Source organism: Arthrobacter sp. UYP6, from assembly GCF_040547315.1.
Taxonomy (GTDB): Bacteria; Actinomycetota; Actinomycetes; order Actinomycetales; family Micrococcaceae; genus Arthrobacter_B.
Map to the genome: position 1 here is coordinate 62,006 of NZ_JBEPPM010000016.1, position 22,594 is coordinate 84,599.

A 22,594-nucleotide genomic window follows, 5' to 3' on the forward strand; every position below is an offset into this window, starting at 1 on the left:
GATTCACTGCTCCGTTGCTGGGTTGGGCTGTGTCGCCGGGTTGGACCGTGCTGCCGGATTTGAGAGGAGGGCACCGGTGTAGCGGTAGAGGCGCGGCGGGCGGTGCCGGCCGCCCTGCAGATACTGGTCCGTGGCTTCGATGTCCGGGGCTGCCCGCAGCTGGCGGCGGAAATTCGCCGGCTCCAGTTCCCGGCCCAGCACGGCTTCATACACTTCCCGCAGCTGGGCCAGAGTGAAGGTGTCCCCCAGGAAGGCGTAGGCAATGGAGCCGTACTCCATCCGGTTGCGCAGGCGCCAGAGGGCGTATCCCACGATCTCGTTGTGGTCGAAAGCCAGCTCGCCCACCGCGGGGGCCCGAAACCAGCGGACGTTCTCGTCCTGCCGTGACAGTGCTGCCTCGTCGGGTTGAACAAGAGCCCAGTAGACGATGGACACCACCCGCGGCGACGGCGACCGATCGGTCCCGCCGAAGGCGTAGAGCTGCTCCAGATACTTCGGTGTCAGACCGGTGGTCTGCGCAAGGTTGCCGGCGGCGGCTTCCTGCAGCGACTCGCGGGCTCCCAGCGGTCCGCCGGGCAGCGCCCACATCCCAAGAAAGGGCTCGCGGATGCGCCGCACCAGCGGCAGCCACAGGGCGGGGCGGCCGGTTTCCGGATCCGGGCGCAGGGCAAAGATGACGGTGGAGATGGCCAGCGCCGGCGGCTGCCGGGCCCGTTCGGACACATTCGCGTATCCGTACGCTGGCTGCTGGTAAACCATGGGGGCCTTTCCGGCCGGACCGCCGGCGAGACCCGGCGGAAAGAGTAAAAGTCAGGATGACTCTAACTCATTGCAGGCAGAATCCGTGCAACCTGTGCCACATTTATCGAGGCGTCTTATGGGCGCGCAGCATCACATCGTCGGTCCACAGTGACCTGCGGTTCCCCACTGCAACCGGCAGCTATGCCACAAGAACAGTGGTGGCTTACGCCGGATCGAGGGTCTGAATCGCTGTGGGATCGGCGCCGGAGGCGGCCTGCAGCAAGGGGAGGGTTCGGCCGTCAAAGTGAGTATTAAGCACTATGACGGACGAGGACCGCACGATAGTGCGGGTGGCCACAATGGAATCAATGACCCGCTGCAAATCCGAATTGGACCGGGCCGCCACCCGGGCCAGGAGATCGCTCTCGCCCGAGACGGTGTGAATCTCCTGAATCTCCGGAATCTCGGCCAGCGCCCTGACTACCGCATCGTGTCCGCTGTCCTGGCTGATGGTCAGCGAGCAGTAGGCCAGGACCGTATAACCCAGCGCTGCCGGATCAATCCGCGGGCCCCAGCCGGAAATAACCCCCAGCCGCTGCATCCTGTCCAGCCTGGCCTGGACCGTGGCTCGCGCCACCTTCAAGCTGCGCGAGGCCTCAAGGACGGACATCCTGGGCTCGTCGGTGAATAGTTCAATGATTTGTGCATCCAAGGCGTCTGTTGGCACTTTTCCCTCTCCAGCACCGCAAACCGCTGTGCAAACTGTAAGCATTGTGGCATGGATCATGCGCATTCTGAATGACGCAAGGAACGGCATAAGATGGATAGGCCGCGGCCGGGCCCGTTTTTCTACGGCCCCCGACATGCCGTCGCGTCCCCAACTTCAAAGGCGCCTTTTCCATGACCACCCGAACGTCCGCGACCGGTCCCACCGGCTCACCCGGATCCGCCCCGGCAGGATCAGGATCCGGGTCCCCCGCGGTACGGAAACTACGCCCCCGCCATCTGGTTTTTATGAGCCTGGGAAGCGCCATCGGCACCGGACTGTTTGTCGGTTCCGGGGCGGGTATCCAGGCAGCCGGCCCGGCAGTCCTGCTGTCCTTCCTCATCGCGGGCACCATGGTCATTCTCGTGATGCGCATGATGGGCGAGATGGCGGCTGCCGATCCCAGCAGCGGAGCCTTCTCCGTCTATGCGGAAAAGGCACTCGGCCGGCCGGTCGGGACCACCATCGGATGGCTGTGGTGGCTCCAGCTCGTGATCGTCATAGCCGCCGAGGCAACGGCTGCGGCGGCAATCGTTTCATCCATGTGGCCCGGGTCGCAGCAATGGCTGCTGGCACTGGTGTTCATGAGCGTGTTCACCGCTATCAACCTGGGAGGAGTGGCCAGCTTCGGCGAGTTTGAGTACTGGTTTGCCCTGCTCAAGGTACTCGCCATTGTGGGCTTCCTCGCCGTCGGCGTCGCCTTCATAGCCGGTTGGCTGCCCAACGTTCCGGCACCGGGGCTAAGTAACCTCACGGGCAACGGCGGCTTCATGCCCCACGGCTGGAGCGGAGTCGGCGCAGGACTGCTCCTGGTGGTCTTTGCCTTTGGCGGCACCGAGATTGTTGCCGTCGCCGCTGCCGACACGGAGAACCCGGCCACCAACATTGCCAAGGCCATCACGTCGGTTGTCTGGCGCATCCTGGTTTTCTACGTCGGTTCAGTTCTGGTGATCGTGACCGTCCTGCCCTGGGACAGCGAGTCCCTGAGTACCGGCCCGTTTGTTGCTGCGCTTGCCGCAGCCCGTGTTCCGGGTGCCGACGTGGTCATGGCAGTGGTTATTGTCGTGGCGCTGCTGTCAGCCCTGAACGCCAACCTGTACGGCGCATCCCGGATGGTGTTCTCGCTCGCCGAACGGGGCCGCGCCCCGAAGGCGCTGGCCGGCAAAGGCCCGAGCGGCGTGCCGCGTGCCGCCGTGGCCGCTTCGGTAGCCTTTGGCTTCCTGGCAGTGGCACTAAACTACCTCTACCCCGAGACAGTCCTGATGATCCTGCTGAACCTGGTCGGTTCCACCTGTCTGGTGGTCTGGGGTGTTTCGATTGTTTCCCAAATCATCCTGCGGCGCCGGGCAGAGGCGGCCGGCGTGGAACTGCGCTTCAAGATGTGGGCCTTCCCCTGGCTCTCCTACTTTGCGCTGGCACTTCTGGCCGGCATTGTAGTGCTCGGGTTCCTGGACTCCGCCGTCCGTATCCAGCTGCTGGCAACCTTGGTTCTGACCTGCGCACTGGGCTTCGCAGCCTGGCTTTTGGACCGGACCGCCATGCGCTCCGGCAGGCAGTTGAACTAGCGCCACCCAGCTCACGCTAGGGTGTTTCGCGCTCCGAGTTACGGGAATTTGTAGGCACTCTTGAGTAGAAAAGCACTTTTCCCTACGGGGACCGCTGAAAATATTCTTTATTTGCTGCCGGCGGGGAGATTCCACAGAAAATCAATGCAGCCTGCAGAACTCTAAAAATAGAAAACAGAAACGGCCGCGATCCAAGTTGATCGCGGCCGTTTCCCGTTTTTTCCGGTTTTCCGGCCCCCGTGGCACCCCCGGCGCTCCCCCTCATCGGGCGGCGTGGACACCGTTTACAGAACGCGCTCTTGACTGCGGATCACCCTGCAACTACCGGGATTTTCGGCTTGCATCCACTCGACTCCGTGCCGACCCTAGGGCCTGCAGCTACTACTGCCCCTTGCGCTTCTTGGGGATAAGCTCTGAGTCACTGGCACTCTTAGCTCTTTTTTCTGCGCGCTTATCCTTGATGGACTTGCCCGGCTTCTTCTCATTTGAACCCTGCGGGGATTTACCTGACAATTTAGGCTCCTCATTAAAGAACAAATACGGATAGTCCTGACCATACCCGGTATAAAAATAAAAGCCAGTCCTGAGCCGGATCCTGTGGTCATCAGCATGCTGATTGCTGCGTGGTAACGCCTGTCCACAGCGCGGTAGGCCAGCACAGAGCACGCCTACACTGCGCACACCTTGTGCCTTGGCGAGCCGCCATGGCATTCCAGTGTCGGGATAATGCCCCTCCCCGCCGTCGAGAGTAGAGACGATGCCACTCCGAGGCGCCGGAAACGGCACGAAGGCGACACTCGGGGAACCCAAACGGCACGAAGGCGACACTCGGCAGGCAGTCCGGTGCTCACTTACTCGATCGGGCCCGTACTAGCCGCCGATGCGCCGACGATGCGCCATCGTCGTGCCGATGCACGGCCGTCATGCCTCCCCGCCGTCATGCATGATGCCCCCGCTGGCCTCCGGACCGGGGAAGTGACCGCGCTGGTGACCGGGTGCAGCTTTTCCACCCTGTGCGCCCGGTTGAGCGGGTCACAGGATTCGACGTACCGTATCCCTCGGACGGCGTTGAAGATGAATAGGTCCCCAACATTGACCTCATCCTTGGCGGCCAGCCACGGCCAGGCGCTGTTTTCCCCGCACCACAGTCCCGAACCAGGAGTAAGCATGCAGCTGCACACACATACGGTGGAAGGCACCGACCCGGGCCTGTTCGCAGAGGTGATCATGCCCGATGGCGGCGCCTCCGCTGTGCGGCCGGTCCTACTGCTGCACGGCTTCGCCTCTTCCGCACAGCTGAACTGGCATGATTCCGGCTGGGTGAGCACCCTAACTGCCGCCGGCCGGACCGTGATCACCGTGGACCTGCCCGGGCATGGGCGCAGCGCCGCGCCCGCTGATCCGCAGGCCTACCGCCCCAGCCGCATCCGGGCAGACCTGCTGCAGCTGCTGATGGATGCCGGAGTCCTCCCCCTATCCCCCGATAATCCGGCGTCAGGCGTGGACATCATCGGCTATTCGCTGGGTTCCCGGCTGGCCTGGGAATTCGGAGCCACGCAGCCGGAGCTGGTACAGCGCATGGTGCTCGGCGGCGGTCCCGGCACCGCAGACCCCCTGACCGATTTTGACCTGCCCGCAGCGCGCGCGGCTCTTGCGGGGACCGCCGAAATCCTGGACGCGTCCACCGCGGACCTGATCCGAATGGCCCGGCTGGTTCCGGGCAATGACCTCTCCGCCCTGCTGCGGATGGTGGAGGCCGTCAAGGAGGAGCCGTTCATCCCGGCCGAAGCCGTTCCCGGCATGCCGCTGCTCATGGTGTCCGGGGACCGGGATCCCTTTGCCGAGGGATCATCCGAACTTGCCGCCCTGTCCGGGACGGCGGAAGTGCTGGTGCTGCCCGCACGAACCCATGCCAATGCGGTCACCTCGCGGGTCTTCAAAACGGCAGCCATCGATTTCCTCGCCTGAAAAGTGTGGACTGTGCGCACCCACACTCCGTGAGAAGGGGCATATTAAGAGTTGGTAAAGCCGGGCTGGCCCTGAGAATCGAGGCAGAAGGGCCGGGATAAGATTAACGCGCGAGCAGAGTAGGATCGATTTAATCAGCCTGCTGATGATTTATCCTTCCGGTGCCAAGCAAGAAACCCGGATTCCTGCGCCACGTTTTTCTCATTCTTCGATAAACCCTCAAGGGAGGACACCCGTGGATGTACTCCTTGGGCAGCGATACCGGATCAGCGAACTGATTGGCACCGGCGGCGCTGCCTCTGTCTACCGCGCGATGGACGAAAACCTTGGGCGGGAAGTCGCGGTCAAGCGGTTTCGCCCCAGTGTCAGCGACGACGATGAGAACCGCCGCCAGCAGACGGAAACCCTCCTGCTGGCCACACTGAACCATCCCGGCCTGGTCACACTGCTGGACGCCGGCACCTTCGAGGAAGAAGACGGCCGGACCTCCACCTACCTGGTCATGGAGCTGGTGGACGGCCCGGACCTTCGCCGGACATTAAAGTCCGGACAGCTGGCGCCGGCCGCCATCGGCTCGCTGGGCGCAGACCTGGCCGATGCCTTGAACTATGTGCACTCAAACGGCGTCATCCACCGGGATGTGAAGCCGGCAAATATCCTGCTTTATCCGCAGGCCGAGAACGATACCCGGCTCTATCCAAAGCTGACGGACTTCGGTATTGCCCGAATGACCGAGGCAACTGTTGCCACGGCGCACGGTGCCACCATTGGCACCGCTAATTACTTGAGCCCTGAGCAGGCGCTGGGCGGTGCGGTTGATCCGCGCACCGACATCTATTCCCTGGGACTGGTGCTGCTCGAATGCCTCACGGGAGAAAAGGCCTTTCCCGGCCCCATTGTTGAGTCCGCCGTCGCCCGTTTGGTCCGCGATCCGGAGGTGCCGGCAGAACTGGGCAGCGACTGGGTGGATCTGCTGCGCTCTATGACCGCTCGGACAGTGGAGGCACGGCCCGACGCCCATGACGCCGCAGCAGCCCTGCGCGCGTTGGCCGTGGAGCCTGAGGTCCTGCAGCATCTGGTGTCCCCCGCAGATTCCAGCCCCGACGATGCCATCACGGGCGGAGTCACCACCGGCAACATCTACATTCCGCTGCCGCCGGCACACGCCCCAAGCCTCGGCTAGGAACCGTCGCCAACGCGGCTGCCGCCGCCGCCTGCCGCTGAATCGCCGCAGACAAAAGCCCGGACCGGGAATCCTCCCCGTCCGGGCTTTGTTGTCCGCCGGTTGTTCTTCCTTCCGGCTACGGCTTACATGGATCCGCTACTTGGATCCACCCTCGGCAGACTCCTGGTCTTCCTCAGGTTCAAAGTTCGACGCTTCGCCGGTTGACGCAGCGGCCACGCCGTCCTCAGTGTCAGGGATGGTCCCTTCCGGGCCGGTGGTCTTCCCGCTGTCCTTGGCATGATTCTCGTTGGCGTTCTTGTCACTGCCCATGGTGGGTCTCCTCATCCGCTGCGGGTCCCGCCGAAGATCTCGGCGCTTCCTTCGATACTAAGCCAACTGAGGGTCGGGCCGACAGCCGGAGCAGTTCTGCCCCGGAACATATCGCTCGTTCGCAGCCCGCAGGGACGGTCAGGCGCGCCGGCGGCGGGCCGCGACGGCCCAGCGGGTGCACAGGCTCAGGATCAGCAGGGCGGCGGCGGCACCGACGGTTACCAGGAACGCCGCCTGGTGGCCGTGACTGTCCGCCAGGCGGCCGGCCAGTGCGGCACCAAGTGCAGTTCCGGTGACCACGCCGCTGGCGAGCATGGTCATGACCGTGCCCATCAGGTGGCGGGGCGCGACGACGGCGCCGATGCCAAAGATGCTGACCATGGTGGGGCCTACGGGAATGCCCAGGACAAAGAGCGCCACCAGCATGGTGGGAATGTCAGCCGGAAACAGCAGCAGCACCGAGAGCGCCGTCATGGCCGCGGCGGCCACCATCCAGCGCGCCGCCGGCCCGAACCGCTCCGGCCAGAAGGCAACGGACAGGGCCGCCGCCGCCGAGCTGATACCCATCACCGCGTACAGCAGCCCTGCCGCGGACGAGATGTTGAAGAGCCCGCCAAACGCGGTGAGGCTGGTTTGGGTTCCGCCGAAGAACGTTCCCATGGCCACCATGCCCAGCACGGGCAGCGCGATCAGCAGCCAGTCGGCGCGGGGCTCGGCGGCCGCCGGTTCAGAATCTTCGGTGGACCCCTTGGCGGCCTGCAGTTTCCGGGCAGCCCGGGCCGGCACCACGGTGCGGACTGTGGGGTGCACGGCGAACGCCGCCACCATGGTCAAAGTCAGGATCGCCGCCAGTGCCAGCGGAAGCCAGGGCGCGACGGCGGCAGCCAGCAGCCCGACCAGGGCCGGGCCCAGGACGAAGCTCAGTTCGTCGGCCGTTCCTTCGTAGGACATGGCGGTGTCCAGGTCCCGGGCACCACCCGCAGCAGGGCGGCGCGAGGTCATGGCCATCCAGCGCACGCGGGCCAGCGGGCCCACCTGTGGGCAGGTGGCACCCATAAAGAAGGCGGCAGCTAGGATTCCCGCCGGTCCGGCGGCATCGGGCAGCAGGTACGCCATGTACAGCACCAGGGCCGTAGCCAGTGGATTAACGACGGCGGCGGTCAGCAGCACCGGCCGCTGGCCCGCACGGTCAGCGATATAGCCAAGGACCGGGGCCCCGATGGCCGAGCCGATGCCCACGGCACCGGCGGCCAGGCCTCCGGTGGCGTAAGAACCAGTGACGCTGGTGACCAGGGTCAGGGCGCCCACGGTGAGCATGGCCAGGGGAAGCCGGGCCAGGAAGGCGACCGGCACAAAACCTCGGCCTGCGAGCGCGAAGATGCGTGCATAGCGTCCGGCGGTAGCTGCGTCGGGCTGGTCCGGAGCCGGATGTTTGGGCTCCTGCGGTAACTGCGGCGCAGGCTCGGGAGACGGCTGCTCCGGAGCAGAGGAAGAGAAGGAAGAGGATGACAGGTCGTTACTCATACGATGTCCAGATACGTTGTATCGCGCATCGTCCCCCCTCCCGATGCGCCGAACCCGGTTACGCATCCACCTTACCTTCTATCGAGGTGGATGGCAGGTGACCTACACACCCACCGGATCGCCGGCGGAGAAGCGCACCGTGGATCCGTTCCGCCCCTTGGTAATCTGCAGCTGGGCCCCGATCCGCTGCTTCATCTCGGCCACGTGGCTGACCAGCCCCACTACCCGTCCGCCGTCGCGAAGCCCTTCCAGCGCATCCATGACCTGCTCCAGCGAAGTCTCGTCCAGGCTGCCAAAACCCTCATCCACAAACAGTGTCTCGATGCTCACTCCTCCCGCTTCCTGCTGGACAACGTCGGCCAGACCCAGCGCCAGCGCCAGCGAGGCCATGAAGCTCTCTCCGCCGGAGAGGGTGGAGGTGTCCCGGTGCTGGCCGGTCCAGGCGTCGGTCACGTGCAGGCCCAGCCCGGACCTCTTATTCCCGGAGGTGGAGTCGCTGTGCACCAGGGCGTAGCGTCCGGCCGTCATCGCTGACAGCCGTTCAGTGGCGGCTGCAGCCACCTGTTCCAGGCGTGCGGCCAGCACATAGGTGCTCAGCGTCATCTTGTAGCCGTTCTCCCCCGCCCCGCGTGCGGTGTTGGTCACGGACTGCAGGAGCTCAAACCGTTCCTCCAGCGGCCGGATGCGTTCGGCAGCAGCTGCCAGTTCCTGTCCATAGGACTGGAGCGTTGCGGTGGATGCTTCCAGCAGGCCCAGCTGGACGGAGCAGTTGGTAAGACGCGTGCGGGCGGCCGCTGCAGCCTCGGAGGCCAGGACAAGGTCCTCCTCTTTGGGCACCGGGAGCGGTTCGCTCTCTCCATCCACCTCGGCGGCTGAGTCCTCGGCTTCCCGGCGCAGAACCAGCCGCGCTCCCTCCTGGTCGTACCGGGCCACGGTGAGTTTGGCGTGGGCGGCCGCCCCCGCCTCCAGCAGGGCATCGCGCACGTCCTGGACGGTCTCGAAGTCAGAGTCCCCCAAACGGGCGGCAAGGTCCTCTTGGGCTTCGGCTGCGTTGTCCCGCGCCGTCTGCAGCTCGGTGAGGGACCTTCGCGCGGCGCTGATCAGAGTCCGGAGCCCGGCCAGACAGTCCACGCGTTCGGCAAGAGTGGCAAAACCGTCCCGGGCTGCCTGCACCCGGCCGCTGAGATTGGCAATCTGTCGCTGTGCCGACTTCCGCTGCTCCTCGGCCTGGGCCGCAGCAACCAGTGCCGCGGCACCTTCCTCGGACAGCTGGTCGATCTTCCGGGACAGCTCCGCACAGCGCGCCACGGCAGTATCCAGTTCCGCAGCGGCGGCCGCAGCCACGGCAAGAGCACCGTCCGCTGCTTCTTCGAGTGCGCCGGCCGCCTCCAGGTCTCCGTCTCCGCCCTGGATCCGCAGTTCGGCGAGGCGGCGGTTGTCCTTGTCCGCCTGCAGCCGCGCAGCTTCGTACGCAGCCTCCGCGGCCTGCGTCAGCCGGCGTGCCTCGTCCTCGTCCTGCTTGGTGACGGCGCTTTCACCATCGGGCAGGGCCGCCGGAGCCGGGTGTTCACAGCTGCCGCAGACCGGGCAGCCCTGCCCGTCCTCCAGTCTTCCCGCCAGCTCAGCTGCCGCCTGGTCCAGCCGCCGCTGCAGTTTGTCCTGCCATCCCTGGCGCCGGTCCTGGTAGCTTCCGCGCAGCCGCGCCGCCTCCGTCTCGGAAGCGGCAGCCGTTACGGAAGCTTCGGCGTATTCGCTGATGGCACGGGTCAGGGCGCGCGCACGATCCATGTCTTTCTGCGCCGATTCCTGCCGGGACGCCTGCTCCCGCAGTGATGCCAGCTCGCGGGTCAGCTCGGATTCCTCGGCGCGGAGCTCCTCCCCCGCTGCCTCGGCGGCAGCAGCTGCCGCCTGGCTGGTTTCGCTCCGGTGGGAGGCCTGTGCCAGTTCCGCTTCCAGATCGCCGATGCGCTCTTCCTCGGCCAGCGCGGCCTCGGCGGCCCCCAGCTCCGTGGTTAACCGGTCCTCGGCGGCCGACAGTGCCGGGGCAAGGCCCTCTTCAGCCATTCCGTTATCCGTGAGGCCGAATCCCTCTGCCTGCGCGTGGGCCAGCAGTGCTCCCCGGGCCTGATCTGCGGCCTCCTCACGCAGCCGGAGCCGCTCCTGGGCAGTGTCGACAGCCCGGACATAACCGCTCAGCGACTCGGCCCGCTGATGACGTTCGAGGGCGCGGCGCACCGGTTCCACTTCCTCCCGGCGGCCGGCATGAGCCTGTTCATCGCGTTTAAGCTGCTCCCGGGCAATGCCCCGGGTGCGCCGCACCTCCACCTCCTGGCGCGTGTGCTCCGCTTCCCGCAGTGCTGCGGCCAAGACCGTATGCTCCGCCCGGGCAGCCTCCGTGCGGGAGGCCAGCAGGCGCCGGAACTCCTCCACCTCGGCGGCCTCACCGCTCCCGGCCCGATCCCCGTCCGTGTCCCTATCCGTGTCCGCGTCTGGGTCCGCCAAGGAGCCGTCATCCCAGCGCTCCATTTCGTCGCGCACCCGGCGCATCACATGCTCACTCTCGGCACGGGCCGCGTTAAGCTCCCGCTCAGCCACGGCGAGATCTGCTTTGAGCTGGGCTTCAATGTTCTCGAACCGCGTGGTGCCGAACAATTTCTGCAGGAGCGCAGACCGGCTCGCGGCGTCGGCCTGCAGAAAAGCGGCAAAGTCTCCCTGCGGCAGCATCACCACCCGGGTGAACTGCTCCCGGTCCATGCCCATCAGCTCTCGAATTTCGGCACCGGCTTCATCGTTGCGGGCAGACTTCTGAATCCAATCCCCGTTAACGAACTCACGGAGGGTGGTTTTCGCCTGCTCGAGCACGGTCTTTCCGGTGCCGCGCTTGGCCGGACGGTCCCAGGCCGGGGTGCGCACCACTTCGAAGCGCCTGTCTCCGGAGCTGAATTCGCACAGGACCTCAGGCGCAGTGTCCGCGTCCGCATGGTCGCTGCGCAGCCGCTTGGAGTTCTGCCGGAATCCGGGGACGGCACCGTAGAGGGCATAGCAGATGGCGTCCAGGATGCTGGTTTTCCCGGCACCCGTAGGTCCGTTAAGCAGGAACAACCCATGGGCACCAAGCTCATCAAAGTCGATGATCTGCCGGTCCGCGAAGGGACCGAACGCCTGAATTTCGAGCCGGTGGATCCTCACTGTGCCGCCTCCGCTGACTGGACCTTGGAAAGTACTTCGGAGAAGAGCTTCTTCTCCGCCTCATCGGCCTGCCGGGAGCGCACATGGTCCAGGAATCCGCAGCAGATCTCCAGGTCATCAGTGGCCCGCGCCAGCCGCTGGCTGTAGGTCTGGTTGGCGGTGCGCGGTCCGGACGCGGGCTCAAACGCCAGAACCAGGGTGTCCGGGAAACGTGTCCGCAGCCGTTCCATGGCTTTGGCCGGACGCTCGTCATCAGTCAGGGTGATCTGGCAGTAGGCGTCTTCAGCCTCGGTGAGGCCGGGGTCGGCGAGCAGATTCTCCAGCGTGCCCTTGAGCACTGCGAGCCGGCGCGGAGCAGGCCACAGGACCGGTTCCACGGAAGCCAGGCCGCCGGCGTCGAACTCCACCAGCAGTCCGCCCTTCTGCTGGCGCGCCTCCGAGAAGGAGTACGGCAGCGGCGATCCGCTGTAGCGGACGGACGGGCTCAGCTCCTGCCGCCCGTGCAGGTGACCCAGGGCGGTGTAGGCGAACCCGTCGAAGAGGTCCAGCGGAACAGCGCCCACGCCGCCCACTGTGAGATCCCGTTCGCTGTCCGAAGTGATGCCGCCGCTGGCAAAAACGTGGGCCATGGCCACGGGCTGCACCGGTGTCCCCTCCGCGGCGCGGCGCTGCACGTCCGCCAGGATGCGGCGGACGGCCTCACCGACCACGGTTTCGTGGTGCGGCGTCTCGATGCCAAGTTCCGGAGCTGCCAGCCTCGGTTCGAGATACGGAATGCCGTAGACGGCCACGGGCGTGCCGCCGGTTTCCAGCAGGACCGGGTCCGGAATCTCACTGATCCGGGTCCGCAGGTAGACGCCGCCGCGTTCAAAGATTTTGCTGCCGAACCCCAGCCGGGCAGCGGAATCGTGGTTGCCGCTGGAGAGAATGACCTTCGCTCCCGCGGCGGTGATACGTTCCAGCGCCGAATCAAGCAGACGCACGACGTCGACCCCCGGCAGGGCGCGGTCGTAAACATCACCGGCGATCAGGACGGCATCCACCTTCTTTTCGCGGACCGTCTCCACGAGGCGGTCAACAAACTGCTGCTGGGCGCCGAGCATCCCCACGCCGTGGAAGGAGCGGCCCAAATGCCAATCGGAGGTGTGCAGTAATCGCATACCAACAAAACTACCCCGGGGCACCGACACTCCCCGGACATCCGGAACATGAGAACGCCCACCCCCTTCCGCGGCGTCGTACTGCGGAAAGGAGCGGGCGTTCCGTGTCCCTGCTGTCTTAGGGCGTGTCGTACTTAGTGCTGGGCGCTACCCGGGCGTCCGTCGTCGCCGTCGTTGAAGAACCCGCGGGCGTCGTCCTTCGTCTGAGGGGACACCTCGCGCGGTGCCGCGGCTGATGCGCCGGCCGGCGCCGCTGTTTCGGTGCCGCCCAGGCGCTGGGCCGGGACGTCGTCGTGGGCCGGGACGTCGTCGTGGGCCAGATCGTCGTCGGCCTCAAGGTCCAGGTCGGCGTCGTCCTCCTCATCAGCGCGCTCGGCGTCGGAGACTGTCAGGTCGATGCTGCGGTAAATCAGGCCGGTGATCAGCGCGCCCAGGAGGGGTGCCGCCCAGAAGAGCCACAGCTGCTCCACCGCTGTGCCGCCGGCAAAGACGGCCGCGGCCGTGGATCGGGCGGGGTTGAGGGAACCGCCGGTGATCGGAGCGAGGATGGTCAGCAGGACCACGTAGGTCACGCCCACGGCGAAGGCGGCCGAGACCGCCGGGATGCGCCCGGTGGAGGCGCCCAGGAACACGGCGACCAACAGGGCGGTGGCTATCACCTCGGCCAGCAGGGCACTGGCCAGCGGGAATCCGAGCTGGTAGTCGGCGCCGTAGCCGTTGGCCAGGACAGCGAAGATCTGCCGTGTGTCGCTCAGTTCAGGGTGGCCCTGGAACATCACCCACAGGATCAGGAAGGCCAGCAGTGCACCAACAAGCTGCGCCACCACGTAGACGGGAAGGACCTTCCACGGCGTGCGTCCGGCGGCGGCGCTGCCCACGCTGATGGCTGGATTGAAATGGCCGCCGGAGACGTAGCCGAAGGCCACCATGGCAGCTGCCGCGGCGAGCCCGACGGCCAGCGCGGAGGAAACCCCGCCGGTGGCGCTGAAGATTGCCGCTGCTGTGGCGAAGACCAGCAGGAAGGATCCCACGCCCTCCGCCACGCTGCGTCCCAACAGTCCGTAGCTGTGCAGGTGCCTGCGGTTTGCGGTGCCGGCGGCGGGGTGCACAGCGCGCGCGCCGCCTGCGGGGATGGGCTCAGGATTCATTGGCAAAAAGTGTCCTTCTCCTAGTAAGTGCGGCTCGGCGGTGATCTTTGCGTACGATCCCGGCCGGCGCCCCGGGCCATGACGCAGGCTGCGGGGCAAACTCACCCAGCTTTCCATTCCCTGCTGTGAAGTTGCTGAAGACTCGCCCGGGCTGAGACCGCCGATATGCTGGAACGGTGAGCCAAAACCCTGAACATCCCGCTGCAGCCGACCCGTCCCGCACGGAGTCCGCCGCTTCCTTCCATCTTCCGCTGAACGGGCAGTCAGGCAAAGTGTTTGGCGCCCTGCTGGGCGGCGCCCTCGGCGATGCGATGGGATTCGCCGTCGAATTCTCCCGCATGGCCGAGATCCGCAGCGCCTTCGGCCCGGACGGGCTGCGGGACCTTGCCGCTCTGCCGTCACCCGTTCCGTTTTCCGATGACACGCAGATGACCCTCTACACGCTCGACGGGCTGCTGGAAGCGCTGGAATGGGCAAATCAGGGCCTGGGCGCCGATGAGAGCGCAGTCCTGTGGCTGGCCTACCTCCGCTGGCTGAAGACGCAGGGCATAGCGCTGGATCCGGCCGCTCCCAACCCTCCGCTGCGGTGGATTGATTCCCAGACCGTCCTGCACCAGCGCCGTGCTCCCGGAAACGCCTGTATTTCGGGGCTCTCGGGGCCGGACATGGGAACCAAATTCCGCCCGGTCAACCCGGATTCCAAGGGATGCGGCACGGTGATGCGCTCGGCGCCCTTCGGCCTGCTCCCCTATGTGGAGACTGAAATGGTGTACCGGCTCAGCCAGGACGCCGCCTCGCTCACGCACGGGCATCCGTCCGCGCTGCACTCCGCGGCGGTGTTCGCCACCCTCATCCACGATCTGCTGGACCCGTCGGCCTCCCTGCAGGACGCCGCGGCTGTGGCTGTGCGCCGGGCCGGTGAGAGCGGCGTTCCCGAACTGTCTGACCGGCTGTCCGCCGCCGTGGAGCTGGCATCCTCGGGTCCCGTTTCCCCGGAGGAGCTGACCGCGGCCCTCGGCGAGGGCTGGGTAGCGGAAGAAGCTCTCGCCATTGCCGTATATGCCGCACTGGCCACCGCCTCCGCCGGCTCGCCGCAGGAGCACTTCCGGGCCGCGCTTGCTGTGGCGGTGAACCACGACGGCGACAGCGGCTCCACGGGCTCCATCGCCGGCAACATCCTGGGCACGTTCTACGGCGCCGCGGCGTTGCCCGCCGACTGGTTGGCTGCTTTGGAGGGCCGGGACGTCATCGAGGAGCTGGCCAGGCAGTTTACGGCCGCCACCGCCGGCTAGTTTCCTGCCGGCCGGCGGGGCGGGAGGCTGCTATTGGGCCGTGGAGGGCCAGCTGCCGCCGAGCATCTGCAGGAACTCCGCTTCCGAGAGCACCTCGATCTGTTGGCCCTTGCCGTGCAGGTCCAGGACCCGGCGTGCCTTGCCGGTCAGGACCCCGTTACGCAGGTCTCCCGCCTCAAACCCGTCTCCCATCACCAGCACGGTGGTGGCCCGGGTGACGTTGGAAGCAGGCTTGGCCCCCAGGTCAGCTGCACGGTTCTTGGCCGCCTGACGGGACATGCCAAGGTTTCCGCTGAACACCACGGTCTGCCCGTACAGCGGATGGTCGGAGTCCGCGTCCAGGTTGGGCGGCGGGTTCTCCCCCTCCGACGGCCAGCCGGCCCAGCCGGTGGCGGCAGCCTTGGCCTCAGTGCCGGTTCCGCGTTCCAACGCCGCCCGCGTGGCCTTGGAGAGCGGATCCACACCCGGGACATAGGCGGGCAGCCGGGACGGAACCATGCCCTGCAGGGCAAAGAACCCGGCCATGTCCGCGGCACCGCTGCGGCGCACAATATCCAGCATGATGCCGGCGCACGCGCGCGCGTCCTCGACGGCGTCGTGGTGGTTCTGCAGCGGAACCCCCGCCGCTTCGGCGGCAAACGGCAGCGAGTGGGAGACCAGGGAGTAGGTCCGCCGCGAATGGACCACGGAGCAGGTGTAGTCATAGGCAGGTCCGGGGAGGTCGGAAACCTCCAGCGCGGAGCGGATGACACCCATGTCAAAGGCGGCGTTGTGCGCTACCAGCAGGTCCGCGCCGATGAACGCACCGATCTCCGGGAACAGTTCGCCGAAGCGCGGGGCGGCTGCCACCATGTCCGCTTCGATGCCGTGGATGCGGGTGTTGCGGCGGTCAAAGAAGTCGTGGCCGGCCGGCGGCCGCATCAGCCAGGACACTTCGTCGACGACGGCGCCGTCCCGCACCTTCACCAGTCCCACCGAACACGGAGAACCCCGGAATCCGTTGGCCGTTTCGAAGTCAATGGCCGTGAATTCAATTCCCACGCGGTGTTCGGTTCCTTAGTTCATGCCTGCAGACGCGCTGCAAAAGAGGGGTAATGCGGTGATACGGTGATCTGCCGTTGTGCCTGACCCGGGGCCTATTCGCCGTCCACCGGCTGCTGCGGCGGCTGCGGCGGCTGCGGCTGCTGCGGGAGGGCCTGCTTCTTGCGGCGGTGGGAGCGGACCTTGCTGACCACAAACCACACCGCCACCAGGACGCAGACAACAATCACGATCTTCTGGAAGACACCGGCGTATTCCTCCACGATGTGCCAACTCTCGCCCAGGTAGTACCCGGAAAAGACGAAGATGGCGTTCCAGATGAGGCTGCCCGCCGTTGTCAGGCCCAGGAACTTCCAGATGGGCATCCGTTCGATGCCGGCGGGAATGGAGATCAGGCTCCGGAAGATGGGAATCATCCGGCCAAAGAACACTGCCTTGTAGCCGTGGCGGAGAAACCAGGCTTCCACCTTGTCAACGTCCTCGATGTCGATCAGGGGAACCCGCGAGACCAACGCGCGCATCCGGCGCCGGCCCAGCCAGGCACCGAGCCCGTACAGCGCCCACGCGCCCACAACGGAGCCAAGGGTTGTCCAGACCAGGGCCGCCACCAGGGAGAAGTTGCCCTGGCTCGCGGTGAACCCGGCCAGCGGCAGAATTACTTCACTCGGCAGTGGCGGAAAGAGGTTCTCCAGCGCGATGGCCAGGCCGGCACCGGGAGCACCAATGGTCTCCATAACGTTGACGGCCCAGTCAGCGACCCCTCCCAGCGCCGATCCGTCGGTGGTGGCGGTGGCAACTGAGGCAAGAATCTGTGTAGTCATATTGCCCCCAATTCTGCCCTATGGAGCGGCCGGGGCGGAAACCCGACACCTCGGATGGTCCGGAACCATCGATTTTTAGAGGTTGCGCGGGGAACCGCGGGAGCCGGCTGATGTGCGCCCGGAAGGCCGCGCCGACTCCCGCAGAACGCCTCAGGCCAGGGCGTCCACGATGGCCGGCAGCAGCGCCCTAAAGGCCTGTCCGCGGTGGCTGATGGCGTTTTTCTCCGCCGAGGACAGCTCGGCACAGCTACGGTCCAGGCCGTCCGGCTGCAGGATGGGGTCATAGCCGAACCCGCCGTTTCCGCGCCGTGCTGTGAGAAGCGTCCCACGCAGCTCTGCGCGCTCCACCGCGGTGGCCCCGCCGGGAAGCGCCAGCGCAGCGGCACACACAAAGGCCGCGCCGCGGTGCTCCTCTCCGATGTCCGCGAGCTGGGCCAGCAGCAGGTCCAGGTTGGCGGCGTCGTCGCCGTGCCGGCCGGACCAGCGGGCGGAGAAGATGCCGGGCGCTCCACCCAGGACATCCACCGCCAGGCCGGAATCGTCGGCAATGGCAGGCAGGCCGGTCGCTTCGGCCACCGCACGGGCCTTCAGCAGCGAGTTGGCTTCGAAGGTCACGCCGGTTTCCGGAACGTCCGGAACACCGGCGGCGGCTGCATCAATCACCTGGGTGTCGACGTCGAGCCCTTCGATCCGTCCGCGCAGCAGCTCGCGCAGTTCCAGCAGCTTGCCCTGGTTGCGGGTGGCCAGGACCAGACGGGCCCGGGCGGGTGCGCCTGCGCTCACGCGTTCTGCTCCAGGGCTTCGCCCAGCGTCCGCCGCTGGATTTCGGCGAGCTCGGATGTGCCCAGCAGTGCCAGGTCCAGCAGGGCGTTCAGCTCGTCGCGGTCAAACGGTGCGCCTTCGGCGGTGCCCTGGACCTCCACAAACTTGCCGGAACCGGTCACCACCACGTTCATGTCGGTCTCCGCCCGGACGTCCTCCACATACGGCAAATCCAGCATCGGCACCCCATCGATGATGCCCACGCTGATGGCCGCCACGGTATCCAGCAGGGGCTCGGCATTGCGGGCAATGAGCTTGTTTTCCTTGGCCCAGGCCAGGGCGTCGGCGAGGGCAACGTAAGCGCCGGTGATCGCCGCGGTGCGGGTGCCGCCGTCGGCCTGGAGCACGTCGCAGTCCAGGACGATGGTATTTTCGCCGAGCGCCTTGGTATCGATGATGGAGCGCAGTGAGCGGCCGATCAGACGGGAAATCTCGTGCGTGCGGCCGCCGATCTTGCCCTTGACGGATTCGCGGGAGTTGCGGGTATTGGTGGCGCGCGGGAGCATGGCGTATTCGGCCGTGACCCAGCCGGTGCCTTCACCCTTGAGCCAGCGCGGCACACCCGGGGTCAGGGAGGCGGTGCACAGCACGCGGGTGTTGCCGAACTCGATCAGCGCCGATCCTTCGGCCTGCTTGGACCAGCCGCGGGTGATGGTGATGCTGCGCAGCTGGTCGGGGGTGCGGCCGTCGGAACGGACGACGGCGGAGCCTGCGGAGGGCGTGGAAGTAGGGCTGTTTGCGGCTGTAGTCATGAGCCCAGTCTATCGGCCGGCAACACCCGGCCCGGTGGCGGAGTTATCCGGTGGGTTGGACGCCGCTGTTGGCTGCCAGGCCGGCAGCGAAGGGGGCCCCGACGTCGTACGAGACACCGGCGACAGCCACCGCCAGATCTCCGGCATAGGTTTCCCGGGCCTCCGCCACTGACGCGTTAGCATCATTCCACACGGGAAGGTGGGTCAGCAGCAGACGGCGGGCATTCGCGGCCGAAGCGGCGGAACCGGCGCGTTTTCCGGTGAGGTGCACCCCTTCGATGGCGTCGTCGCGGCCTTCGTGGAACGCCGCTTCACAGAGGAAGACATCACTGCCCAGAGCTGCTTCCTCCAGGCCGTCACAGGAGTCGGTGTCCCCGGAGTAGGCCAGCGTGTGAACCACCGGATTGCCGTCAGCGTCGATGCCCGCGGCCTGGACCCGGAGGGCATACGCCTCGTCAGCCGGATGCCGCACGGGATAGGGCGTCACCGTAAACGGGCCGATGGACACGGCTTCGCGGCTGTTCCAGTGCTGGAAATCGAAGTCCTCATGCATGCCCGGATCCGTGGGCAGGCCGTAGGCAGTGGCCATCCGGTCCGCGGTGTCAGCGGGACCCCACACGAGGATCCGCTCCCGGTTCCAGCCGGCCGGATCCCAGTGCACCGCCACGTGCAGGCCGCACAAATCCATGCAGTGGTCCGGATGCAGGTGGGTCAGCAGGACGGCGTCAATGTCCCGCAGGTCCATGTAGCGCTGCAGTGCGCCCATGGAACCGTTGCCCAGGTCCAGCAGAATACGCCAGTCGCGGACGCCGTCGTTGGCGGTCACGAGGTAACAGGAAGCCGGGGAAGCGGGGCCGGGAAAGGAGCCGCTGCAGCCCACAATGGTCAGTTTCATTTACGTGCCGTTCCGAAGGGCGCCGGGCGGCCTTCCGTGGTCTCGGTGAGTGGAGCGGGCTCCGGCAACCATGTCCGGGGTGACCCGGGCCATGCTGCCGGTGGGATAGTGGGCGGCCACGTTCTCCACGTGTTCAACGCTGAGGACTTCGGGGCCAAGGAAACGCCGGGCAAGTAGTTCGAACGACGTCGAATCCCCGGTGGCTACAAAATGATGTTCCGGAGCGGTTTCGGCCGTCCGCTGCAGGTTGTGGGAAATCAGCGCCCGGTACACGTCCTTGGCGGTCTCTTCCGCGCTGGAAACCAGCGTGACGCCGTCGCCCATCACATAGGAGATCACGCCGGTCAGCAACGGGTAATGCGTGCAGCCGAGCACCAGAGTGTCCACGTCCAAAGCCTTCAGCGGGGCAAGATACTCTTCGGCGGTGGCCAGCAGATCCGGCCCTGCGGTGACCCCGGCTTCGACAAACTGCACAAAGGCGGGGCAGGCCACGGATGCGATCTGCAGGTGCGGAGCGGCCGCAAAGGTGTCGTTATAGGCCCGGGATCCCACGGTGGCTTCGGTGCCGATCACTCCCACCCGGCCGGAGCGGGTGGCCGAGACGGCTCGGCGCACTGCCGGCTGAATGACCTCGATGACCGGGATGCCGTAGCGGCGGGTGTAGCGCTCGCGGGCGTCGCGCAGCACGGCGGCGGAGGCGGTGTTACAGGCGATCACCAGGAGCTTGACGCCGGAATCCACCAGCTCATCCATGACGCCCAGGGCATTGGCCCGGACTTCGGCGATGGGCAGCGGCCCATAGGGTCCCTTGGCGGTGTCCCCCACGTAAAGAATCGACTCATTGGGCAGCTGGTCGATCACGGCGCGGGCAACGGTCAGTCCCCCCACCCCGGAGTCGAAAATTCCGATGGGTGCATCCTGGCGCTGTGCGTGCTTTTGCGGTTCGGTGATCAGCGGGGAACTACCCGGGTCAGAGCTCATAATGTAACGACAATAGCCCTCGGGGGCCCCGGGACGCACTCAGTGCAACGTGCGCTTGATCACAGCAGGGAGCGGGTCATGGCCTGCATGAGTGTCTCCTGGAGCCAGGTGACGAAGTTGTAAACGAGGGCAAGGTAACCGTCCACGTCCTGCGCCTGGGAGGGGTCCGTGATCCCGTGCAGCCGCTCGGTGTCTTCATCGGTTTCCAGTCCCAGCCGGTCCGCGAGCACCAGCCGCACATCGTTGAGTGCGCGGGCAAAATACTGTGCCTGTTCGGCATTCAGCAGCAGCGGTTTGGACTCCAGGAGCAGCGCCGCGGCGCGCAGCGCACCGGTCTTGTTTTCGCGCAGCGACCGCTCCGTGAGGCGGCGGAATTCCAGCGCCTCGCCGTCGTCGCCCTGCACCCCGTCCGGCAGGAGCCGGCGCAGCGCGGAGTCGGACGGGACACGTGCGCTGGTGTCCAAACCCACCATGGCTGCCAGGGGGTCGGCATCCGCCGGAGTGTCCGGTGCCAGCATGCCGAGCACATCGGCAAAAAGACTGCGCAGCAGCTCCCGCTCCCCCGCGTCCAGCGATGCAGAGATTCCCTTGCGGGTGACTTTGAATCCGGTTGCCACGTCTGTCCTATCCGCCGGCCGGGGCCGGTCTGTGCTGCGCGTTGGTGCTGCTGTTGGGGTGCCGGGGGCCGTTTACGGCTCGTCGCTCTTTTGGAAGGTGGCCCAGAGCCCAAAGGAATGCATCGCCACAGTGTCCCGTTCCGCGGATTCCCTGGAGCCGGCGGCGACCACCGATTTTCCCTGCTCATGGACTTCCATCATGAGCTTGTTGGCCTTGGCCTCCGAATAGCCAAAGTAGCTGCGGAACACGTAGCTGACGTAACTCATCAGGTTCACCGGGTCATTCCAGACGATCACCACCCACGGCACGTCACTGGCGACCACGGACTCTGTGTCAGTGCGCTCGAGGGTGTCGGTGCCCGGCGAAGCGCTCAGGACTACGCCGGCTGCAGTGCTCAAAGTCATGACTACAAGTGTAGGTTGGACCCGGTTGCCGAACCGCCAGTGGAAGCCTTCTACTCAATAAGCGAACGGGGGATAGAGTTTTCACTGTGAACAGCCCTTCGACGTGGCGCCAGCCCAATGCCGCCCTGTATACAGACCATTACGAGTTGACCATGCTGCAGGCCGCCCTGCACTCGGGCACCGCCTCCCGACGCTCGGTGTTCGAGGTCTTCGGCCGCAGGCTTCCGGACGGGCGCCGGTACGGCGTGGTGGCCGGCACCGGCCGGATCCTCGAAGCCCTCGCCGCGTTCCGGTTCGACGACGAGCAGCTGCAGTTCCTGGAGCGCACCTCCGTGGTGGACTCGACCACGCTTCAGTGGCTGGCGGACTTCCGGTTCTCCGGCAACATCTTTGGTTACGCGGAGGGCGAGGCGTACTTCCCGCATTCGCCGATCCTGATCGTGGAATCCACTTTTGCGCAGGCCTGCATCCTGGAGACGCTGGTCCTTTCCGTCCTGAACCATGACAGCGCCATTGCCTCGGCTGCCTCGCGCATGGTCACCGCCGCCGGCGGGCGCCCCTGCATCGAAATGGGTTCGCGCCGCACGCATGAGGAATCCGCCGTCGCGGCCGCCCGCGCCGCAATCATTGCCGGCTTTGACAGCACCTCCAACCTCGAGGCCGGGCGTCGCTACGGCTTGAAGACGGTGGGCACTGCCGCGCATTCCTTCACCCTTCTCCACGACTCGGAGCGGGAGGCCTTCGAGGCCCAGGTCGGTTCGCTCGGCGCCAACACCTCGCTGCTGGTGGACACGTACGACGTCGAAGCCGGCGTCCGCAACGCCGTCGCCGTTGCCGGGCAAAAGCTGGGCGGGGTTCGGCTGGATTCCGGCGACCTGGTGGCCCAGGCCCGCTGGGTGCGGGAGCTGCTGGATGATCTGGGCAACACTGACACCCGCATCATGGTGACCTCGGACCTGGATGAATATGCCATTGCCGCCTTGGCATCTGCACCGGTGGATGCTTACGGTGTCGGAACGTCTCTGGTCACCGGTTCCGGTGCTCCGACCGCCGGGATGGTTTACAAGCTGGTGAGCCGCGAGGGGGATGACCACGAATTTGTGTCAGTGGCCAAGGCCGCCAAGAACAAGGCTTCCCTGGGCGGGCGCAAGTATGCGCTGCGCCGGCTCAATGACCGCGGAACCGCCACCGCGGAGGTCATCGGCATTGGACACCGCCCGCAGGACGACGGCAATGACCGCCCGCTGCTGGAGCAGTTTGTGGCCGACGGCGAGGTCCTTCCCGGCTGGACCGGTCCCGATGCCGTGGGCCGGGCCGCCAAGCGCCATACCGCATCCCTGGCCGAACTTCCGAGTTCGGTGAATCGCCTGCAGCGCGGCGAACCGGTGATCCCCACAGAATACGAGGAGTAA

The 22,594-nt window shown here is 66.3% G+C and carries 21 protein-coding genes; 5 read left to right on the forward strand and 16 right to left on the reverse strand.

Going from position 1 to position 22,594, the window contains the following annotated elements; translation table 11 throughout:
• Positions 1-3: 3 nt before the first annotated feature.
• Together ABIB35_RS13900 and ABIB35_RS13905 are read right to left on the reverse strand one after the other, a co-directional pair.
• Entirely contained in the window at positions 4-759 is a 756-nt protein-coding gene (locus ABIB35_RS13900; RefSeq protein ID WP_354182321.1) for an NUDIX hydrolase, read from the reverse strand.
• A gap of 205 nt (positions 760-964) precedes the next feature.
• Positions 965-1,468, reverse strand: a complete 504-nt coding sequence (locus ABIB35_RS13905; RefSeq protein WP_354182322.1) for an Lrp/AsnC family transcriptional regulator — start codon at positions 1,466-1,468, stop codon at positions 965-967.
• A 173-nt stretch (positions 1,469-1,641) separates the two neighbouring features.
• Here ABIB35_RS13905 and ABIB35_RS13910 point away from each other — a divergent pair, with 173 nt between their 5' ends.
• Positions 1,642-3,072, forward strand: a complete 1,431-nt coding sequence (locus ABIB35_RS13910; protein WP_354182323.1) for an amino acid permease — start codon at positions 1,642-1,644, stop codon at positions 3,070-3,072.
• 381 nt (positions 3,073-3,453) lie between these two features.
• Here the strand turns inward: ABIB35_RS13910 and ABIB35_RS13915 are convergent, their stop codons facing one another.
• The gene (locus tag ABIB35_RS13915) at positions 3,454-3,753 is read right to left on the reverse strand and encodes a hypothetical protein (protein WP_354182324.1); all 300 of its coding nucleotides are present in this window, start codon (positions 3,751-3,753) and stop codon (positions 3,454-3,456) included.
• 486 nt (positions 3,754-4,239) lie between these two features.
• Between ABIB35_RS13915 and ABIB35_RS13920 the strand changes: the two genes are divergently transcribed.
• Positions 4,240-5,040, forward strand: coding sequence for an alpha/beta fold hydrolase (locus ABIB35_RS13920; RefSeq protein ID WP_354182325.1), 801 nt, complete (start codon positions 4,240-4,242; stop codon positions 5,038-5,040).
• A gap of 235 nt (positions 5,041-5,275) precedes the next feature.
• Complete coding sequence (locus tag ABIB35_RS13925) at positions 5,276-6,223, forward strand: serine/threonine-protein kinase (protein WP_354182326.1); 948 nt, start codon at positions 5,276-5,278, stop codon at positions 6,221-6,223.
• 138 nt (positions 6,224-6,361) lie between these two features.
• Here ABIB35_RS13925 and ABIB35_RS13930 read toward each other — a convergent pair whose 3' ends face one another.
• The 5 genes from ABIB35_RS13930 to ABIB35_RS13950 form a co-directional block, all read right to left on the reverse strand.
• Positions 6,362-6,535 carry a hypothetical protein gene (locus tag ABIB35_RS13930; protein WP_354182327.1) on the reverse strand — a complete coding sequence of 58 codons (174 nt, stop codon included), beginning with the start codon at positions 6,533-6,535 and terminating at the stop codon, positions 6,362-6,364.
• A 138-nt stretch (positions 6,536-6,673) separates the two neighbouring features.
• Positions 6,674-8,059, reverse strand: a complete 1,386-nt coding sequence (locus ABIB35_RS13935) for an MFS transporter (protein WP_354182328.1) — start codon at positions 8,057-8,059, stop codon at positions 6,674-6,676.
• A 102-nt stretch (positions 8,060-8,161) separates the two neighbouring features.
• Positions 8,162-11,248: an AAA family ATPase gene (locus ABIB35_RS13940; protein ID WP_354182329.1), complete on the reverse strand. Its 3,087-nt coding sequence runs from the start codon at positions 11,246-11,248 to the stop codon at positions 8,162-8,164.
• A complete protein-coding gene (locus ABIB35_RS13945) occupies positions 11,245-12,408 on the reverse strand; it encodes an exonuclease SbcCD subunit D (protein ID WP_354182330.1) in 1,164 nt (387 codons plus the stop codon). The genes ABIB35_RS13940 and ABIB35_RS13945 overlap by 4 nt, the downstream gene beginning before the upstream one ends.
• Before the next feature lie 134 nt (positions 12,409-12,542).
• Positions 12,543-13,556, reverse strand: a complete 1,014-nt coding sequence (locus ABIB35_RS13950) for an MIP/aquaporin family protein (RefSeq protein ID WP_354182331.1) — start codon at positions 13,554-13,556, stop codon at positions 12,543-12,545.
• A gap of 251 nt (positions 13,557-13,807) precedes the next feature.
• Here ABIB35_RS13950 and ABIB35_RS13955 point away from each other — a divergent pair, with 251 nt between their 5' ends.
• A complete protein-coding gene (locus ABIB35_RS13955) occupies positions 13,808-14,848 on the forward strand; it encodes an ADP-ribosylglycohydrolase family protein (RefSeq protein ID WP_354182367.1) in 1,041 nt (346 codons plus the stop codon).
• Positions 14,849-14,878: 30 nt separating this feature from the next.
• Here the strand turns inward: ABIB35_RS13955 and ABIB35_RS13960 are convergent, their stop codons facing one another.
• The 8 genes from ABIB35_RS13960 to clpS all read right to left on the reverse strand — a co-directional run bounded on the left by ABIB35_RS13960 (position 14,879) and on the right by clpS (position 21,182).
• A complete protein-coding gene (locus tag ABIB35_RS13960; RefSeq protein WP_354182332.1) occupies positions 14,879-15,889 on the reverse strand; it encodes a 3'-5' exonuclease in 1,011 nt (336 codons plus the stop codon).
• Positions 15,890-15,984: 95 nt separating this feature from the next.
• On the reverse strand, positions 15,985-16,710 hold the full coding sequence (locus tag ABIB35_RS13965) for a DedA family protein (protein ID WP_354182333.1): 726 nt from the start codon (positions 16,708-16,710) through the stop codon (positions 15,985-15,987).
• A gap of 150 nt (positions 16,711-16,860) precedes the next feature.
• Positions 16,861-17,493 carry an RdgB/HAM1 family non-canonical purine NTP pyrophosphatase gene (rdgB, locus tag ABIB35_RS13970; protein ID WP_354182334.1) on the reverse strand — a complete coding sequence of 211 codons (633 nt, stop codon included), beginning with the start codon at positions 17,491-17,493 and terminating at the stop codon, positions 16,861-16,863.
• On the reverse strand, positions 17,490-18,284 hold the full coding sequence (gene rph, locus ABIB35_RS13975; RefSeq protein ID WP_354182335.1) for a ribonuclease PH: 795 nt from the start codon (positions 18,282-18,284) through the stop codon (positions 17,490-17,492). Before rph ends, rdgB begins: the two co-directional genes overlap by 4 nt.
• A gap of 43 nt (positions 18,285-18,327) precedes the next feature.
• Complete coding sequence (locus tag ABIB35_RS13980; protein WP_354182336.1) at positions 18,328-19,179, reverse strand: MBL fold metallo-hydrolase; 852 nt, start codon at positions 19,177-19,179, stop codon at positions 18,328-18,330.
• The gene (gene murI, locus ABIB35_RS13985; RefSeq protein ID WP_354182337.1) at positions 19,180-20,160 is read right to left on the reverse strand and encodes a glutamate racemase; all 981 of its coding nucleotides are present in this window, start codon (positions 20,158-20,160) and stop codon (positions 19,180-19,182) included.
• A gap of 59 nt (positions 20,161-20,219) precedes the next feature.
• Positions 20,220-20,777 (reverse strand): DUF2017 domain-containing protein, encoded by a 558-nt coding sequence (locus ABIB35_RS13990; RefSeq protein WP_354182338.1) that lies wholly within the window; start codon positions 20,775-20,777, stop codon positions 20,220-20,222.
• Between the two features lie 72 nt (positions 20,778-20,849).
• The gene (gene clpS / locus ABIB35_RS13995; RefSeq protein WP_354182339.1) at positions 20,850-21,182 is read right to left on the reverse strand and encodes an ATP-dependent Clp protease adapter ClpS; all 333 of its coding nucleotides are present in this window, start codon (positions 21,180-21,182) and stop codon (positions 20,850-20,852) included.
• 86 nt (positions 21,183-21,268) lie between these two features.
• Here clpS and ABIB35_RS14000 point away from each other — a divergent pair, with 86 nt between their 5' ends.
• Positions 21,269-22,594 (forward strand): nicotinate phosphoribosyltransferase, encoded by a 1,326-nt coding sequence (locus ABIB35_RS14000; RefSeq protein ID WP_354182340.1) that lies wholly within the window; start codon positions 21,269-21,271, stop codon positions 22,592-22,594.